We start from the raw sequence: 18,635 nt of genomic DNA on the forward strand, positions 1-18,635 counted from the left end.
GGCCAAAACTAAACGCCTAAGTGACTCGGTCTATTAATAGCGAACTAAGGCTTCCTTATTACAAAAAGCGGCTTATTGATAAAATAGGACATTTTTTTGCTCAGGTTTTGAGTAAACAACTGTTCAAACCAACTTTTCTTTTTACTCAAAGTCACCAAAATATCCCCTTTGGCGGTCAAGAGATAGTTTTCCAATCCCAAACCAACTTCATCTCGGAAGGTTTTGAGCACATAGCTGGTTTTCTCATATTTCACAAATGGCCGGATCTCATCCACCATAGTTTGATGCAGTGCTTTATCAATAGTCTTCTTCTTGGTCCCGACATGGACGATATCAATTTCGCTGTCAAAATAACCCGCAAGTCTCACCACTTTTTGGATAGCCAATTTATCCTCTTCAAGGTAATCAGAGGCATATACAAACTTACGCGGAGGTTTAAAAAACACCTTTCTTGGCACTATCAAAACATCCACTTCGGATCTTTCCACGACGGTACTGGCTTTGGTGCCAATAAAATTCGTTTTGATATCGTTTACCCCTTCCGTTCCCATCACCACCAAGTCTATCCGCTCAAACATGGCGTATTTTAATATTTCCTCCTCAGGCTTTCCCTCCTGGATGACGGAGTGGCAGCTTTTCAGACCTTTATCAAGGCTTTCGATCATCACTTCCTTAGCTAGACTGTCGAGTTTCTTGTTGACGAAAGTAAGGGAATTCTGGTCGGTAAATTTGAAAAGTTTCTTATAATCGGCCATTTCTGGTACATGAAAAAGAATCAATTCTGCATTGTATTTTTCCCCCAGTTTAGCAGCATATTCAATGGCATTGAGAGAGCATTCCGAAAAATCAGTAGGACATAGTATCTTAAAAGCTGTCATATGTAGTTTATCATTTCTAAATTCAATACCCTTTGTTTCTATTTATCTTATTCATCAACTCCTCCCCTGCCTGCATCCGACGATAGTTCTCAAGTATCTGTGGGGCTGCAGCAGAAGGATTGGTAATACTTGCAATATGAGGAGTAATTTCTACCTGTGGATGCGCCCAAAATGGATGCGATTCCGGAAGTGGCTCCTTATGAAATACATCCAACAGTGCCCCAGAAAGATAGCCCTTATCCAAAGCTTCTATTAAATCCTCCTCTACCAAATGCTTTCCTCTTGCCACATTGATAAGATAGGTACCTTGCTTGCATTTTTCAAATAAACGTATGTTTAAAAAACCACGTGTATCTGCGGTAAGTGGTAGCAAGCAGACTAAAACGTTGCATTCCTGTAAAAAAGCTTCTAATTGGTCGCCATAATAATAAGGATAATCAAAATCAGGCTTGGGGCTATTACCGTAACCTACGACCTCCAGTCCAAGGTATGAAAGTTTATCCAATACGTCTCCCCCCAATTCACCCACGCCCATCACGCCAATTTTCACCTCGGCTTCCGGGGCTTTCATATCCCAAAGTTTTTTTTGCTGCTGAGCTTGGAACCGGTTCCATTTTCGATGGTAGTTCAGCACCCCCATAGTGACATAATTGGTCATGGAGAAGGTCAGTCGGGGATCCACAATTCTAGTGATAGGAATATGGGTAGGGATAGTTTCATCCCCTAAAATATGATCCACCCCTGCTCCCATAGAGCAAATTAACTTTAGATTTGGATATTCATTGATGATTCCCTTCGGATGCTGCCATAACATTACTGCTTCGACTTCATCGGGATGAGGGATATCCGGATAGATAGATAGTGGAAGATCCGGAACTTCTTTTTTAAAAATTTCCAACCAAGGGCTTACATCCCTGCTTGGAGAAATAATAGCTAAACTCATTTTTAATTTTGGCTAATGTATGGATTCTTGCTAATATAAAATCTCCAGGGCAGAAATGCATCCTCTTTTGCATAAGCGACCCCAATCCTATTACTAACGGTAATATTAACTTTTTTGTTATTTGCCTCCTCGGCAATAAAGATTATTCCATTATTATGATATAATTCCTTATCATTATGTAATAATTTGACTCCTAGGGCTTCAGCGAGTTTTCCTGGGCCATTGGTAAGCAACCGATCTACCACAGGTCCTCTACGCTCGCGCATAAAGTCTAGGCCTTCCACAGGCTCCAAAGCCCTGATTAAAACCGCTTTGGGTGAATGCTCCGGACCTGTCACCACATTTACCAAATGATGGATACCATAGCATAGGTAAATATAACTTCTGCCTCCTTCTGCGAACATTACTTCAGTTCTTTTCGTAATCTTGTTTGGAAATGCATGACAGGCTCTGTCGATGGTTCCGTCATAAGCTTCAGTTTCCACGATTCTGCCAGCAGTGACCTTGCCATCCACCTGACTGACCAGTATTTTGCCTAATAATAAGCGTGAAACTTCCACCACATCCGGATTCAAAAAGAATTCCTTTGGAAGAATAGAAATAGTATTCAAATATAACATAGGCTTTTCGTCCATATTCACTGGACAATAGCCCGTAATTATAATGCCAAAGATATACAATTAAACAATTATTTAAATTTTACCCATGAAAACAAAATCAAGCCTCCTATTGGTGATGCTATTTATGACTAGCATCATTACCTATGCGCAGCAAATCCAAATGCCCCAAGCCAGTCCGGCAGCAAGCATTAGCCAAAAAATTGGGCTTACAGATGTAGTGGTGGAATACAGCCGCCCTAGCAAAAAAGGCCGTAAAATATTCGGCACCCTGGTTCCTTACGGAGAAGTATGGAGAACCGGCGCCAATTCCAGCACCAAGCTGACCTTCAATTCGGAAGTAAATATCGAAGGCAACCCCATCCCTGCCGGAACTTATGCACTATACACCATCCCAGGAAAGAAAGAATGGGAAGTGATCCTTTCAGAGAACCTGGAGCTTTGGGGAGCCATCGGCTATTCCGATGATAAGGATGTGCTACGATTTAAGGTTCCTGCCGAAAAGCTGCCAGAAAACTATGAAACCATGGAAATCAGCTTCAACGATATGACGGATACGGGAGCCACTCTTAACCTGCAATGGGAAAAAACAGGCATCGGTTTCAATATCACTACCGAGGTGGATCCTATTGTGATGAAGCAAATTCAAGAAATGGTTATCGATGTGAATTCTGATAATCCCGGACTATTGTATCAGGCAGCCTCTTATTATTTCTCCAAAGATAAAGACCTGGAGCAGGCTTATACGTGGATAAGTCAATCGGTAAAAGCCGATCCAAAATACTGGACCATGCACCTCAAGGCCAAGATCGCTGATAAACTAGGCTATAAGGAAGCCGCTCTAGCCAGTGCTCAGGAGTCTAAGGAAATGGCCGAAGAAGCCAAGAACCCTGACTATGTCAATTTAAATGATCGCCTGATCAAAACAATTCAGTAATAAGCACTCTCCTTAATGAAAAAAGCACTGAAATTGATTTTCAGGGCTTTTTTTATACCATTATTAAAATCAAGTCAGTGCAGATGCGGAAGATGACTATGAAGCCTTGCCCTCATCGCGCCTCCTCGCTTGGTTATAATCAGGCAGGTTTAAGCGCCTGACCATGGCCTTTGGAGTCAGGTACACTGTAGCCTAAATAAAAGCCAACAAGCTATTCCCTACTAATACTTTATGGTAAGGGCTGATTGCTGACTCCCAAACCAGCGTTCTCTCCGCTCCCATTGCCCCAGTTGATTTATCTTTTTGAATGATCGCTCTGTCCGTTCTTGAATCAGGCCTTTGCCGGTTTAGGGCTGGGAAGGATCAGCTGTAAGATGGCTGATAAGGCCATCACCAGTAGGCAGCCAATGGCATTGTACCACAGGAATCCAATATCTATGGATAGCCCTAACAGGGTACTTCCATTCTTCCAATGAATCAGGAGAATCATCATTTCTGTGATCAAAGCGGCTATAAATACGGCTCTTCCTTTGACCCATTTCATATAAAAACCTACAAGGAAAATCCCAAGGATGGTTCCGTAGAAGAGGGATCCCAAAAGGTTTACCGCCTGAATGAGGTTTTCGAATAGGCTGGCATAAGTAGCAAAGAGAATCGCAAACACACCCCATACCGCCGTAAAAACCTTCGAGGACAAGGTATAATGAGAGGATTCCTTGCCTTGGTTTAGGGAGCGTTTGTAAATATCTATGGTCGTGGTGGAGCCCAATGCATTCAACTCCGAAGCGGTGCTGGACATGGCTGCACTAAAGATCACCGCAAATAATAAACCGACGATTCCCTGTGGGAGGTAGTCCATCACGAACCTCATAAATACATAATCGGTATCGCGAGTTTCAGCATTAGGGTCATTCTTAGTGATTAACTCCTTCACCTGATCGCGGACCCCTTCTGCCTGGGCTGTCTTGTTCGCGATCTGCCCTTGCAAAATGCGGACCTGCTGTTCCTCGCCATTTTCCTGAGCCTGGAGTAATCCGTCAATAGCGGCTTTCTTCTCTTCAAATAAACTACTGTACTCCCCCTCCAAAGCCGCAAAATCATCACTATAATCGCTGGATTGAAGTTTCTCAGTCTGCACTTTATTGAAGAATATCGGGGGTTGGTAAAACTGATAGAAGACGAAGACCATCACCCCTATAAATAAAATCACAAATTGCATGGGGACTTTCAGAAAGCCATTCATGATCAGCCCCATTCTGCTCTCCTTCAGCGAGCGACCATTGAGGTAACGCTGAACCTGAGACTGATCTGTCCCGAAGTACGATAAAAACAAAAATAAAGCGCCGGTGATCCCCGACCAGAAATTATACCGATCACCCCAGTCAAATTCAAAATTGACGATATTCAATTTTTCCATCTTACCAGCTACATGCATGGCTTCACCAAAGGAGACGGGTAGCATATTGACCACTAGAATTCCTGCCAATATCATCCCCCCCATCATCACGGTCATCTGCTGCTTTTGGGTAATGGATACCGCTTTGGTACCTCCGGAAACCGTATAGACGATCACCACCAGTCCAATAAAGATATTGGTAAAGGTAAGGTTCCAGTCCAGCAAGGTCGATAGAATAATTGCCGGTCCATAGATGGTAATTCCCGCGGCAAGCCCTCGCTGAATCAGAAATAATAAAGCGGCCAAAGTCCGGGTCTTTAGATCAAACCTTGACTCCAAAAACTCATAGGCAGTATAAACTTTAAGCTTATAATAAATCGGCAAAAATGTCACCGAGAGAATAATCATGGCGATGGGAAGGCCGAAGTAAAACTGCACAAAACGCATCCCATCCTGATACGCCTGACCTGGCGTACTTAAGAAAGTAATGGCCGAGGCCTGGGTGGCCATGATGGACAATCCTATGGTCCACCATCCCAAATCGTTTCCTCCTTTGAGGTAACTGTCCATGGTCTTGGCTCCATATGTCCTATATACGCCGTAGCCAATAATGGCTGTCAGCGTCCCAAATAATACAATCCAATCTAAATTACTCATCCGTAATATTGGCTAATACCATAAAATAAAACAATCAATCCAGCCAGCACCACCATTAGCAATACATACAATTTAAACCAATTTACAGACGGTTCATTCATTATTTTGTTCAATTAAATTAACAAACAACTTAATAGCTCCGGGCACACCTGCTGGTAATAATCTAAACCAGCTTATGCCTGAATAGGTATATACCCCCTCACCATACTTGGTGGTCAATAGGGCACCCTGCGTCTCAGGCTCTCCGGGATCATTCATCGAGAAGGGCGTCTGATAATGGTCATCCCAGTCTTCTGCAAAATACAAACCCCGCTCCTGAATCCAAGCCTCAAAGTCCTCTTCTATAATCGGATTGGGCGAATTCAAAATCGGATGGTCAGGCAAAGTCAGCTTTAGCGGGGAGTTTTCTACTGAGACTCTCGTGCGAGAAATCTCAAATGGATAAGGCCCCATCTGATCGGTCAGGAGGCCTGCTGTGGTATTGTATTGAATGATCAAATTCCCACCTGTCTTTACATATTCCATCAGCTCGGCATACTGATCGACCAATTGTTGATTGACGTTGAAAGCTCTAATTCCTACGATCAAGGTCTTGAATTGCTGCAAGCGTGAAGAACGGTAATCTTCATCCTCAAGCATGACTACTGGATAGCCCAGGTTTCTCAGCACCTCAGGCAGCGCATCCCCTGCCCCAGGGATATAGCCGATCGTTTCGCCAGAGATCTTTAGGTCCAGCTTGATCAATGAAAAGCTAGCGTCGGGAAAATAGGTTAATTGAGGAATATGGGAATAATAGATTTGTCTGATAGACTGGGAATATTCCTTCCGGGCTATCGTTTTATAGCTTACTTTCACCTCCGTCTTGCCGATAGGCGCTCCTCCATTAATTTCAATTTTATAGGTCTTCGTTTTTGCTGCCGCATCGGAATATTCTTCCACCACCTTATAAGCCTCCTTACTAAGCCCTTCCAACTGCAGGTCTCCAGCAATAATATCGGTTTCAAACCCTACTTTAACGGTCAGCTCGGCTTTATTTCCAGCCACCGCATAGACCTGATCATGGTCCACATCCACCCTGATGGCAGGTAAGAGGACAAATGGCTGATTTACCTCTCCATCCACCCTATCATTATACTGGTAATGCAATGGAACCAAGCCTTCGATTTCCCTCCCTTGAATGTCCATTATGACCCTTGCGCTGAGGGCAGGCAGATTATAGGCAGCCCCAATTTGCTGCTGATCATTCACCTGATATAGATTGTCTTTTGGTGGAGACTGCACCCAGTAAGGCTGGGAAACAGGATAATCCTCGGGGAATTTCACGTTCACCGTTTCAGAATAAACCTCATTATTTTTCAGAGATTTATTGACGGTTTGCTTATTACTGAGATAATCTATCGAACTGATGGTTAGCTGCTTAGAAGAGGGATTATTGATAAGGAAGTTGGCCTTAACGGAGGCACCTGGGATGGCATTTTGCACTGAGGAAAGAAAGTCCATTTTCAAGCCCAGGCAGTCAAAAATCATTTGTTTGATACTTTCTTGTTTTTCTAGTAGCCATTTATCATCTGCCTTATTTATAGACAGTAGATCGTACACCTTAAGGAGGTTTTCGAGATTGTTTTCGGGGGCTTTAAAGTCAAATTCACTGATCGCCTTTTCTATGGCGGCGAGGCTGGCCTTTCCATTTGGCAGGGAAGCCCATCGGTCTTTAGCGCCTTCGAAGGGGCTCTCCTTAAAGGCCTTCCCCTTTACAAATTCTATATAATCCCAAGACTCACCGCGAGAGGCAGTAGATCCAAATCCTTGGGATTTATGCATTGTGCGGCTGTCTGCGGCGATTTGGTTATAGGTTTTGCCCAGAAGTGGGTCAAAAGTCCCTGTTTCAAAAGCATAGTTTTGTTTCCCTTCTTTAGCTTGGTAAGGAGCGCCCCAGCTATAGGCATTCCAAAATACCCGCTGTGCCTGCCAGGGCTTCACATAGGCAAGTTGATCGGTAAAGGCCTGGGGGTCGGCGGCCTGGGAGAATGCTTCTAGGGAGAGTATTGCACTGGTGGTGTGATGGCCATGCGTCACTCCCGGAGTGGTATTAAATCGATTGATTATGATATCGGGTTGAAATTTTCTGATCATCCATACGACATCTGCCAGCAGTTTTTCTTTGTCCCAGTTGTTCAGCGTCTCGTCGGGATTTTTGCTATAGCCAAAGTCGATAGCTCTGGAGAAAAACTGTTGGCCGCCATCGGTTTCTCGTGCTTTGAGGAGCTCTTGGGTTCGGATCATGCCAAGCTCGGTTCCTAGCTCTTTTCCGAGGAGGTTTTGGCCTCCATCGCCACGGGTGAGTGACAGGTAGCCGACACTTGCGTGTTCATGATTTACCAGGTAGGCGATCAGGCGGGTATTTTCGTCATCGGGGTGTGCGGCGATGTATAGGATCCGCTTGGTTTCTTTCAGGCTGAGCAGATCATGGTAGAGTACTGAGGAGGGCCCGGCGCCCAATACCAAGGAAGAAGCTGCAAAAAAGATGAAGCCTATTAACAGAAGCGTTTTTTTCATATTAGGTGATTTTTAAGTCATTTAAGCTAACACAAATGAGCTTAGCTACAAAAGTAATTTATACAAATGGTACAAACGGTAAGAAAAGGCTCAAGGATTCATGATGGTGGTAAAGAATCAAACCAGCAGCACAGCAGGTAAAAATCACCAGGGAAAAACTCCAAAAACCTAGGCTTATTACCAATTAGTTATCAGAAGTTTAATTAGGTGATTTTAAAGTAAGTTAAATTAAAATCCCACATTTTAGGGCAAAATAACCAGTATTAAGGGATTATTAATTATTCAGATTCAGTCCTTGAAAAGAAAATATTTGAATTCTTTTAAGACATTTTTTAAAAAAAGTCAGCGTAAAATTTCACTTATCCCCTTCATTTTTTAAATATTTGCAGCGTTATTGTTATTATATTCTACAAATTATAACCATTTATGCTTAAAAATTCTATAGTAATGTTAGGCTTTTTGCTTGCTGGAGTAATATCCTGCACGCCAGGCGGAGCGGATTACGTAGATGACCTAGACTTGGTCCTTACCTACGAAGATCCGGCAGTGAACTACACTGATTATGATACTTATCACCTACCCGATAGTGTGGTATATATCACTAATGACAATAGTACCTTAGACCCGACGATGGAGGCATTCATCCTGGCGAAGGTAAACTCTGAATTTCAAGGAGCAGGTTGGAAAGCAACCACCGATCCCGTTTCTAATGGTTCGGATGTTGTGTTGATGGTTACTGCTGTTGACAATTTAAATGTTGAATATTATTCTTGGTGGGACTACTGGGGATGGTGGCCTGGATGGGGTTATTACCCAAGCTATCCTACGGATGGATTCTACCCATACTATCCTGGTGGATGGGGTTATTTTGGTGGCGTTTATTCTTACCGTACTGGCACCTTGCTAGTGGAGATGGTGGACCCTGCCAGCCTTACCGTAGTTAATGATGGCGAGCCTGACCCATTGCCAGTGATCTGGGGTGGAGCACTGAATGGCGTGCTTGATGGTTCCGACCAAATAGTTCGTCAACGTATTGATCGAGGTCTTGATCAAATGATGACCGATTCCCCGTATTTAATTAAATAATATTTATGAGACGCATCCATCTATTTATATTCGTACTATTTTTTGCGCTAAGCGCAAAAGTATCCATGGCCCAACAGGGCACCAGTGAATTTCAAATCAATTACGCTCCTACTTTACCTTTGGGTGAGGTGACAGACTTCACGGGAAGCTTCAGCTTTCGCGGATTCTCAGCGGATTATTCCTATAGAATCAAAAAGCATTTCTCCGTAGGATTTGGAACGGGAGTTTCCACATATTATGAAAATGTACCCGGCATTGCCAGTGAGCAGATCGTCGAAAATGGCAAGATCGTAACTATCACCGGCAAAAGATTCAACTATACCAATTCTATTCCATTCCTTGCGACAGGAACCTACTTTCTTGAGCCGGAGGGTCAAATACAGCCTTATCTTGGTTTAGGTATCGGTGGATATTATGTCATGAAGTGGGCTGAATTGGGAATGTACTCCTTAAGGGATAATAACTTTGTTTTTGGTCTTGCGCCAAGAGCAGGCGTCCAAATGCCTCTATCCTATGGTGTATCCATGAACCTGGGGGCACAATATAATGCCACCTTTGGAGAGAGTCCCTTCAGCAGTTTGGATTTTCGTGTTGGCCTAGCCTGGAAATTTTAAATTATAATTACCCTAAACTTTAACCATTAACAATCATGAAACATCGCATAATAACCTACATGGCCCCTTTGGCTGTCCTCCTAATGTTCAGTGCCTGCACCGCAGGCAAGGTCGTTCAGACGCATGAAGAGCCAGATTTTGATATCCACAATTATCAAAGTTTTGATTTCTCGAAACCTAATTTGGATATCGATCAGATGCCTCAATACGCCGAGCGTGTGGAGTATATCAAAGATGCTATCAAAAAAAATCTTACCGGACGGGGAATTGTATATGCACCTGGCGCGGGAGCTCTTTTGGTAAATATCGGTGTCGTGATTGAAGAAAAAACCCAAACGCGGGAAACGGACCTTAGAAGCGATCCTCCTATGTATATGGGACAGAGAAACTACCATTGGGAAGTGCAGGAAGTCCCTGTGGGAACCTATAAAGAAGGTACCTTCACTCTGGACCTCGTGGACAAGGAATCCAATAAAATGGTTTGGCAAGGGGTGGCTACTGGCGTGATCACTAAAAAAGATGCCACTGCCCAGAAAGAAATCCAACAAGGAACAGACAAACTGTTAGCTGAATTGGATAAATAATCTAGCGCTAACAATGTTTCAATAATCATTACTTACCTTTGATTCTTAAAAATTAAATTCTATTATTTTATGTTAAAGAAATTATTATTCGTTGTCTTGATCGCAGCTTATGGCTGTTCTTCTTCGACTTCCATCCTGAGCTCATGGAAAAGCCCTGACGTTCAGCCTGATGAAGTGAAACTTTCTAAAGTAATGGTAGCTGTACTGAGCAACTCAGAAGCTAGCAGAAGAATCGCTGAGGATGAAGTATCCAGCTTAAATGGCAAAATCCACCCTTCCTACTCCGTGTTGATGAATGCCACTTCTGCCACTGATACTACCCAAAGTAATAAAATCCTTAAGGATGCGGGTTTTGATGGTATTATCGTCATGAAATTATTGGACAAAACAAAAACCAATAACTGGGTACCAGGAAGCTATAACGGTTACTGGTCTATGCACCCTTACTATTGGGGTGGATTTGGCTACGGCGGATATTATGATCCAGGATACTATTCTGAGGATATCAACTACGTTGTAGAAACTAGCCTTTATTCCCTTAAAGGTGAAACTAAGCTGCTTTGGTCTAGCATCTCCTCTACCGTGAATCCATCTTCTGTGGACAAAACGATAAAGAATATTGCGATTAAATCGTATGAGCAAATGAAAACTGATGGCTTGATTCCTTCTGATAAGTAATCCAACCAACAACAATAATATGAAGCAGCTATTTTCCTTCTGGAGATTAGCTGCTTTTTTTTTACCCACATTTCCCGCTGACTGGCTTCAAATTAATTCCTGATTTTTCCCTAACTTGGAATTCTATCCACAGTCCCTATGCAACATTCCTGGAAATTTCCTATTCACCCCGATCAGCACTCTTCCGGTCAGCTGGACCAGGAGGCCATTTCGCAAATCCTGCTTTCCCATAAGCGGGAATTAGAAATCTTAATTTCACACTACACCAAAGCCGATGGAGCCTTGGGTGAAGAACCTGAAATCACGGAATTTTCGGACTCAGGAAGCCTGAAAATTAGTTTTAATAAAGCCTATTATAATGCCTGCCTGAATATTAATGAGACCGACAAGGACAATTTAAGGTTTGAATTTAAAATAGATCAGCAGACTTCTACCCTCTTGCTCACCGGACCGGATTTCGGAGAGCGAGGGATGGATGAATTATGATTTCCCCATCACAGCTCTAGCATAGTGATACGCTCAATGCGCTTATGAAGCTGGTGGACTCTCATCAAGCCTCAATGGCATTTCCACTTTGCCCGAAGCGGAGACCAATGCTCTTGGCTTAGGTTAGTCTTGGCTTATTGGTGATTTTTACTTTTTACAGCCCTGAAATCTTAAGCCACGCTGCCCAATTCTTCGGCCATATTTGATAATTAATAGGATGAAAAATCACATTTCCGACCCAAAAACACAAGCCATTTTCAGAATAAGTATCTTAAAGTCATTAGGTTAATAGAATTTTCCTTCTTCATTAGGCCGAAATACAGCGAGCTTTATCGATTTTGGCTGCGGATTGAATTGATCTAATTGTAGCAATGAAAATTTGAAAATCCATCTTCAAGGTCTATCTTTATTCACAAACTATTTTTACCAGAAACCTATAGAAACCCTATAATCATGACAAAGAAGATTAACGCGGCTATAGTGGGAACAGGCTTTATAGGCCCCGCTCACTTGGAAGCATTACGTCGAATTCCCAATATAGAAGTCATTGCCTTATGTGAGGTAAATCAAGAATTGGCGGAGGCCAAAGCGGAACTTTTGGGCATCCCCAATGCATACACTTTTGAGGAGATGCTCAAGCAGGAGGAGATAGATGTGGTTCATATCTGCACGCCAAATTTCTTGCATTATTCACAGTCTAAAGCGGCACTGGAAGCTGGCAAGCATGTGGTTTGCGAAAAACCTCTGGCTACCAAAATCGAAGAAGCGGAGGAATTAGTCGCATTAGCCAAGGAGAAAGGCTTGGTGAATGCCGTTCATTTCAACCTTCGTTATTATCCGATGGTTCGCCAGATGAAGACCATGCGCGAAAATGGCGAACTCGGAGATGTCTATAGCATTATGGGCTCTTACCTTCAGGATTGGCTATACCTCAATACAGATTATAACTGGAGATTAGAACCAGACAAGTCAGGAGACAGCAGAGCCATCGCGGATATCGGATCGCACCTTCTTGACCTCACAGAATATGTGACTGGACTGAAGATCACTGAGGTAATGGCTGATTTCTCCACGGTGCACAAAACCCGTCTCAAGCCTCTCAAGCCAATAGAAACCTATTCTGGCAAGATGCTTCAGGAATCGGACTATGCTGAGGTACCTATCACGACTGAGGATCACGCCACAGTAATGCTACGTTTTGACAATGGCAACAAAGGCTCCGTGACCGTAAGTCAGGTAAATGCTGGTCGGAAGAATCGTCTGAATATCGAAATTGCAGGCTCCAAATCTAATTTTGAATGGTGCTCAGAAAAGCCAAATGAAATGTGGATTGGTAAGCGTGAATCTGCTAATCAGCAATTGATGAAAGATCCATCCCTCTTCACTCCTGAAGCAGCGGGATTGATCAGCTTTCCTGGAGGGCACAATGAAGGATTCCCGGATACCTCTAAGCAAATGTTTAAGGAAGTATATCAGGCCGTGGCAGAAGGCAAGCAGCCCGAAAACCCAAGCTTCCCCACTTTTGAGGATGGCTATAGGGAGCTATTGATCTGCGAAAGAATCATCGAAAGTAATAAAAGCCAAAGCTGGGTAAAAATTTAATTCCTCAGCCTTATACTATTGATCCAAAATGCCTTTCTCACCTAGCAGAAAGGCATTTTTTTATACCTCAACTATGGAACTTGAAATTCTCTTCGAGGACGAGCATTATATCGCTGTCAACAAGCCTGCAGGAATGATGGTGCATAGATCCAGTCTAGCCAAGGATGAAACCGTGGTATTTGCCTTGCAGGTACTTCGGGACCAAATAGGGCAAAAAGTCCACCCGGTCCACCGCATTGACCGGCCTACCTCTGGACTATTATGGTTTGCCAAATCCCGGGAAGCCGTGGCCCCTATGCAGCTGCATTATGTAAATCATAGTATAGAAAAGTACTATCTGGCCATCGTAAGAGGCTATACCAAAAGCGCTGAAGCCCTAGTGGATCATCCTCTAAAGAAACATCTCACCAAAGAACTCCAGGAAGCCCAGACGGCCTATAAAAGCCTGGCAAGGGTGGAAATTCCCGTTCAAAGTAGTCCCATGCACCAAACTAGCCGGTATTCGCTGATTAGGGCTTTTCCCCATACCGGAAGGATGCACCAGATCCGTCGCCATATGGCTCATGAGCGCAATTATATTATTGGCGATACCACCCATGGAGACAATCGCCAGAACAGATTCTTCCGCTCTCACTTTGACAGGCCCCAGATGCTATTGCATGCCTGGAACTGTAAATTTGCCCATCCTTATACCCAGCAGCCCATTGAAGTTCATGCTTCCTTACCTCAGTATTATGAAAAGCTATTCAGGGAATTTGGGTGGAATGAAAGCGAATTAGGGATACATATTGGGGAGGGAAAGTCAATTTGACCGCAAATTATCTAATTAATCTATTAATTTTGGTCAGGAAATAACTATCAAATCAATATATGCTCAGAAAAACACTCTACCTCACCGCATTGGCAGCGATGACCTGCCCATTTGTATTATTTGCGCAGAAAGCAGAAATCGACCAGTCCATCCAAAAGGAGGAAGCCACTAGTCATTTCAGATTTTTGGCCTCTGACGAATTAATGGGAAGAGATGCTGCTCGCTCAGAAATAGACATCGCCGCCCGGTATATCGCCGAGCAATTCAGACAATATGGCGCTCAGACCGTCTCAGGCGCTGACGAATATTACCAACATGTGCCTCTTAGATTATCTGCACCCCCAAAATCCGGATCAATGGTGATCGGTGACACCGAGCCCCTGACCCATGGTCAAGACATGCTAGTATTAGATGGCGCTTCGCTTCAAGGGGAATTTGAGCTGGTCGTGGCAGGCTATGGTACCGAAGAGGATTTCGATCAGGTCGATGTAAAAGGAAAGATAGTGGTGGTCCGTGTTGGTGGAGCCGAGAAAATGAACCCATCGGCCTTGTTTGCTGCTGGCCGTGATAAATTGGCTTTGGCTGCGGAACATGGCGCATTGGGGCTAGTGGAGATGTACAATCTTCCTAATCCTCCTTGGCCATTATTGATCGGATACCTTAATAAAACTCAGATGACCCTAGGTCAAAACGAGGAAACCAGCCCGGGTCTCCCTTATATATGGGTAAAAGACCTCAACAATGAGCTCATCAAAACAGCCGACCAGGCAGGAACTAAGGTCCAAATAGAGGTTCTAGGCAAGGTGAATAAGCAAATCGACGGTAAGAATGTCATAGCCCTAATAGAAGGCACAGACCCTGAGTTGAAAGATGAATACCTGATGCTATCTGCACATTACGATCATATAGGAGTCGGCAAGCCAAATGCTGAAGGAGACTCGATCTATAATGGCGCCAGAGACAATGCCGTTGGGACGGTGGCCTTGATTAATGCCGCCAAATACTTCGCTGAAAACCCTCCAAAACGCTCCATACTTCTATGCGCTTGGACTGCCGAAGAAAAAGGACTTTTGGGGTCGGCTTACTATTCCGAAAACCCACTCATTCCATTAAATAAAGTAATCTATAACCTCAATATCGATAATGGAGGTTATAATGATATCTCAAGAATTACGGTAATTGGCCTTGGAAGAACCTCCGCAGATCACCTGATAGAAGAGGCGGTGACAGCATATGGCTTGGAGACGCATGGTGACCCCTCACCAGAGCAGGGCTTATATGACCGCTCAGACAATGTCAATTTTGCTAAAAAAGGAATTCCTGCTCCCACTTTTAGCTTAGGATTTACCGGCTTTGATGAGGAGCTGATGAAATATTACCATCAAGTACCCGATCAGGTGGACAATTTTGATTTGGACTATGCCATGAAATATTGGAAGGCCTATCTGCTGACAGCAGAGAATATAGCCAACGATCCCTCCAAGCCAAAATGGACCCCTGGAGACAAGTATGAGGAAGTGGGAAATGAACTGTACGGGAATTAAGATCTAGCTTATACGAAATAAAAAAACCTCCTGCCCTAATTTTGGCAGGAGGTTTTTTTATTGTTGGCAATTCGCCTGAGGACTGTATCTGAAAAGAGGATAGGAGCTCAGATTTGTTCTGGTTTAGTTTTTTATGGTAATGGTTCCGGAGCTTACCACGCCACGCACGGTTTGATCCGAATTATGATTAATCGAAAGTGTACTTCCTGATTTTTGATCTCCTACTCTCACGCTTCCACTGCTGGCTGCCAGGTGGAAATTATAGTCATCGAGATTGTCTGAGGTGCTCAGGTGAATAGATCCTGAGGAGAACTTGATATTGGTATCATCACAGAGGCCTACTTCCTGGCCATCTATCGATCCTGATGAACCGATCAAACTTCCTAATCGGGATATCTCATTCAGGGATATTTTGCCTGAAGTGATTTTAGCATTGACAAGTCCATCGACTTTGCGGATGGTTAGCTTGCCACTGCTGGCCACTGCGTCCACATTCCCAATCACATTTTCCACCACCGCGTAGCCAGAGGATAATTTGCAAGTCACATTGCCTACCAAATCCGAAGCTTCCAGCTTGCCAGAGCTGATCTTTAGGTTAATTTTATCACATTTAAGATCAGATACGTCCACTTTGCCAGAGCCTGCCGCGACAGTGACTTCTTCATGTTCTATGCCGCGCACCATGACCTGGCCGGAGCCGCCTTCCATATTTACCTTGATGTCCTTAGGTCCTATAAGACTGATAAAACCATCGCTATTAGCGCCACCCCAGCCACTTACGCCCTTGCTTTGTTCATATTTGACGATTAATTTATTACCGATTTTCTCGTAATATATATCAACCGCCTGGGCGTTGGTGGATTCAAGGTAGGCGTTTAGTGCCACCTCGGTGTACCCTTCCCTACCCTCATAACTTATTTCTAAAGGCCCTCCATATAGCTCGACCTCCGTAATATCCTCAAATACCTCGTCAATGTCAGCCACCATACTTTTTTGGGACAAATCGCAGGCGCCAAGCAGCAAGGCAAGGGTCAAAACAAGCGCAAATTGGGACAGTTTGAATACATGCATAGGAATAGATATTTTATGAAGTGACAGATTCTGAGCCGAAGCTATTTGACATCATGGATAGAGTCTCATGAGCCACTTTTATATTGTACTCATAAGCTAGGCTTTTGTAGTTTACCAGATCCACTATGGTACCAATAAAACATAGGCCGATGGTAAAGAAATACAAGATCCCCAGACCTATCTGTCCTAAGACAAAACGGTGTAAACCCGCAAATCCAAAAAATCCAAGAAGAGTGAGGATCAGCACCATTTGATTGTCTTTTCTTCTTGCTCGATAAACCTGTGCAAAGAGCCCCGCTTGCTCCTCATCCATACTTTTGAGAATCCCTTGAATATATCCAAGTTCCATTCCTTCCAACTCAGGAAGATGTTTCAGTACATTAGCCATAAGTATAATTTGTTTTAAAGTTTTTTAAAAGTGAATAAATACGGTGAATAATAACCAACCAGGCAAAGCCTGACAAAGGATGTAATATCATCGCTTCCTTAAAGTGGCCCATGGTGATCAGCTTCATTCCTCTCCCCAATCCGCAGCCCGGACACCAATCCCATCCCACTGCAGATAAGGGACATAAGGAAAAATGCGCTGCTTCCTGTGGTGAGATTAGCAAAATTGCCGGAATCACCGCTATCCAGAAGACCAATTCCCATGGAATACGAATACCTGTTATTATAGTATTATTTACCATTTGAAGATAATCTTACTAAAAAGATGCCATAAGTTAAAATCATGCTTTAAACTCATTTTGGGGTGATCAAGCTAATTTCCTCCTTCATAACCGTTCACTTTTTTGTCCGAAAATGAACGTTTCACTGAATCTGATCGCTTAAACCCTCAAAATCCCCCTGGCAAGGGTAGCTTATGGGCTTAAACTCCCCTACTCAATATAGGATTCTAAAGTGGTTTTCACGAAAAGCTTTAGCACTCTGTTAGGGAAAAACATCAGGCCCACTTAGGTAGTCCTTCATTCTCAAGTCCGTAGGCGGCAATAATGAAGTGAAAATAGTAGTCAATCCCCATTCGTTTCGTAATTTAGCTTTTTAGGGTCAATAAGGTAATATATTTAGCTTTTTTGATCAGAATATTTTGAGTCTAATATAAGATAGAATACAGGCAATCAACTTATACTATTGCGTGTAATGCATCTTAATAAAAGAATATTTGGTAAAATGAGTATCACTATGAAAGTAAACGTCATGAAGATTAACTTATTAACTTTGGTAATTTTTATAATGCTCAGCCCTTCCACGCAGGCTCAGGATTCCTTTGACCTGGTAGTGATGGACACCAAAAGTTTTATGGGAAATTATTCCATTGTACCAGGCTCGGCAAAAATGCTTACAGACCGGGAAGGCTATGACAATCAGCCCTTTTTTATTAATAATAAGCAAGTTGTTTTTTCATCTCAGGATGATCAAAACAATAATGATATTATCCTTTATAGTTTTGACAAGGATGATTTCACTAATATGACCAGAACCCCGGATCTGAGTGAATTTTCACCTCGGCTCACAGACTGTGGCACATACATCTCGGCAGTGACGGTGGAGACCGACAGCAGCCAACGACTTTGGCTATATCCTATAAATTTTGGTGAGCCAGAATTACTCTATGACGATATAGAGCCTGTGGGATATTACGATTGGTACGATAATAAGGCCGCTATGTATGTCCTCGGAGAGCCTAATACCTTGATCTATCCACAGAGCAGAGAGGAGATCATCCCCATCGCCAGCAATGTGGGCCGATCTATCCAGAGGAGACCGAAAACCAGCCAAATCACTTATATAGATAAGGAAACAAGTGTTAGCTTAAATGGGATCAATACCTTTCAGATCAAATTTTATGACCTGAAGGACAATAGTGAGGGCACCTATGGAACCACTTTGGGTGAGGAGGATGATTTCATTTGGCTAGACAAAAACACGCTATTAATGGCACAAGGCCAGGATCTATATATCAAGAAAGTCAATAAAACGACCGAATGGACTAAAATCGCAAAGGTAAGTATGCCCGGTTATGGTAAAATCAGCCGATTAGCTGCCAGTCCTAAATTGGATCGTCTGGTGTTGGTGATGGAGCGGAAATAAACCGGAACATCTCTCCTGGCGCTTTATTATAGCAGCAGGAAGAGGATGGACTGTACCTTACTTAGTATCAGCAAACTAAGGAAA

Annotated in this window: 18 protein-coding genes; 10 read left to right on the forward strand and 8 right to left on the reverse strand. The window is 43.3% G+C overall.

Features of this window, described 5'->3' with window-relative positions; genetic code table 11:
- Nucleotides 1-44: 44 nt before the first annotated feature.
- From B050_RS0120805 to B050_RS0120815, 3 genes are read right to left on the reverse strand one after another with little or no spacing between them, the layout of a single operon-like run.
- Nucleotides 45-878, reverse strand: coding sequence for a universal stress protein (locus B050_RS0120805; RefSeq protein WP_018475896.1), 834 nt, complete (start codon nt 876-878; stop codon nt 45-47).
- A 22-nt stretch (nt 879-900) separates the two neighbouring features.
- Nucleotides 901-1,821: a 2-hydroxyacid dehydrogenase gene (locus B050_RS0120810; RefSeq protein WP_018475897.1), complete on the reverse strand. Its 921-nt coding sequence runs from the start codon at nt 1,819-1,821 to the stop codon at nt 901-903.
- Nucleotides 1,822-1,823: 2 nt separating this feature from the next.
- Nucleotides 1,824-2,441 (reverse strand): DNA-3-methyladenine glycosylase, encoded by a 618-nt coding sequence (locus B050_RS0120815; RefSeq protein WP_205745012.1) that lies wholly within the window; start codon nt 2,439-2,441, stop codon nt 1,824-1,826.
- A gap of 85 nt (nt 2,442-2,526) precedes the next feature.
- Between B050_RS0120815 and B050_RS0120820 the strand changes: the two genes are divergently transcribed.
- Nucleotides 2,527-3,375, forward strand: a complete 849-nt coding sequence (locus B050_RS0120820) for a DUF2911 domain-containing protein (RefSeq protein ID WP_018475899.1) — start codon at nt 2,527-2,529, stop codon at nt 3,373-3,375.
- A 331-nt stretch (nt 3,376-3,706) separates the two neighbouring features.
- On the opposite strand, the gene B050_RS0120825 is transcribed toward B050_RS0120820, so the two are convergent.
- Both B050_RS0120825 and B050_RS0120830 read right to left on the reverse strand, forming a co-directional pair.
- The gene (locus tag B050_RS0120825) at nt 3,707-5,428 is read right to left on the reverse strand and encodes a sodium:solute symporter (RefSeq protein ID WP_018475900.1); all 1,722 of its coding nucleotides are present in this window, start codon (nt 5,426-5,428) and stop codon (nt 3,707-3,709) included.
- Between the two features lie 93 nt (nt 5,429-5,521).
- Nucleotides 5,522-7,984: a PIG-L family deacetylase gene (locus B050_RS0120830; protein WP_018475901.1), complete on the reverse strand. Its 2,463-nt coding sequence runs from the start codon at nt 7,982-7,984 to the stop codon at nt 5,522-5,524.
- Nucleotides 7,985-8,431: 447 nt separating this feature from the next.
- On the opposite strand from B050_RS0120830, the gene B050_RS0120835 reads away from it, so the two are divergent.
- The 8 genes from B050_RS0120835 to B050_RS0120870 all read left to right on the forward strand — a co-directional run bounded on the left by B050_RS0120835 (nt 8,432) and on the right by B050_RS0120870 (nt 15,389).
- On the forward strand, nt 8,432-9,070 hold the full coding sequence (locus B050_RS0120835) for a DUF4136 domain-containing protein (protein ID WP_018475902.1): 639 nt from the start codon (nt 8,432-8,434) through the stop codon (nt 9,068-9,070).
- 5 nt (nt 9,071-9,075) lie between these two features.
- A complete protein-coding gene (locus B050_RS0120840; RefSeq protein ID WP_083923315.1) occupies nt 9,076-9,684 on the forward strand; it encodes an OmpW family outer membrane protein in 609 nt (202 codons plus the stop codon).
- Nucleotides 9,685-9,719: 35 nt separating this feature from the next.
- Entirely contained in the window at nt 9,720-10,268 is a 549-nt protein-coding gene (locus tag B050_RS0120845) for a DUF4136 domain-containing protein (protein ID WP_157492937.1), read from the forward strand.
- Nucleotides 10,269-10,337: 69 nt separating this feature from the next.
- Nucleotides 10,338-10,946, forward strand: a complete 609-nt coding sequence (locus B050_RS0120850; protein WP_018475905.1) for a hypothetical protein — start codon at nt 10,338-10,340, stop codon at nt 10,944-10,946.
- Nucleotides 10,947-11,084: 138 nt separating this feature from the next.
- The gene (locus tag B050_RS0120855; RefSeq protein WP_018475906.1) at nt 11,085-11,432 is read left to right on the forward strand and encodes a hypothetical protein; all 348 of its coding nucleotides are present in this window, start codon (nt 11,085-11,087) and stop codon (nt 11,430-11,432) included.
- A gap of 453 nt (nt 11,433-11,885) precedes the next feature.
- Complete coding sequence (locus tag B050_RS0120860) at nt 11,886-13,034, forward strand: Gfo/Idh/MocA family protein (protein WP_018475907.1); 1,149 nt, start codon at nt 11,886-11,888, stop codon at nt 13,032-13,034.
- Between the two features lie 73 nt (nt 13,035-13,107).
- The gene (locus B050_RS0120865) at nt 13,108-13,845 is read left to right on the forward strand and encodes a pseudouridine synthase (protein ID WP_026236066.1); all 738 of its coding nucleotides are present in this window, start codon (nt 13,108-13,110) and stop codon (nt 13,843-13,845) included.
- Nucleotides 13,846-13,904: 59 nt separating this feature from the next.
- Complete coding sequence (locus tag B050_RS0120870) at nt 13,905-15,389, forward strand: M28 family peptidase (protein WP_018475909.1); 1,485 nt, start codon at nt 13,905-13,907, stop codon at nt 15,387-15,389.
- Nucleotides 15,390-15,512: 123 nt separating this feature from the next.
- Here the strand turns inward: B050_RS0120870 and B050_RS0120875 are convergent, their stop codons facing one another.
- From B050_RS0120875 to B050_RS23325, 3 genes are read right to left on the reverse strand one after another with little or no spacing between them, the layout of a single operon-like run.
- Nucleotides 15,513-16,460 (reverse strand): DUF4097 family beta strand repeat-containing protein, encoded by a 948-nt coding sequence (locus tag B050_RS0120875; protein ID WP_018475910.1) that lies wholly within the window; start codon nt 16,458-16,460, stop codon nt 15,513-15,515.
- 13 nt (nt 16,461-16,473) lie between these two features.
- Nucleotides 16,474-16,848: a TM2 domain-containing protein gene (locus tag B050_RS0120880; protein WP_018475911.1), complete on the reverse strand. Its 375-nt coding sequence runs from the start codon at nt 16,846-16,848 to the stop codon at nt 16,474-16,476.
- Nucleotides 16,841-17,149 carry a DUF2752 domain-containing protein gene (locus tag B050_RS23325; protein ID WP_018475912.1) on the reverse strand — a complete coding sequence of 103 codons (309 nt, stop codon included), beginning with the start codon at nt 17,147-17,149 and terminating at the stop codon, nt 16,841-16,843. The genes B050_RS0120880 and B050_RS23325 overlap by 8 nt, the downstream gene beginning before the upstream one ends.
- Nucleotides 17,150-17,642: 493 nt before the next feature.
- Here B050_RS23325 and B050_RS0120890 point away from each other — a divergent pair, with 493 nt between their 5' ends.
- Complete coding sequence (locus B050_RS0120890) at nt 17,643-18,551, forward strand: TolB-like translocation protein (protein ID WP_229802461.1); 909 nt, start codon at nt 17,643-17,645, stop codon at nt 18,549-18,551.
- Nucleotides 18,552-18,635 lie beyond the last annotated feature (84 nt).

This window comes from Echinicola pacifica DSM 19836, from assembly GCF_000373245.1.
In the GTDB taxonomy this organism is placed as follows: domain Bacteria; phylum Bacteroidota; class Bacteroidia; order Cytophagales; family Cyclobacteriaceae; genus Echinicola; species Echinicola pacifica.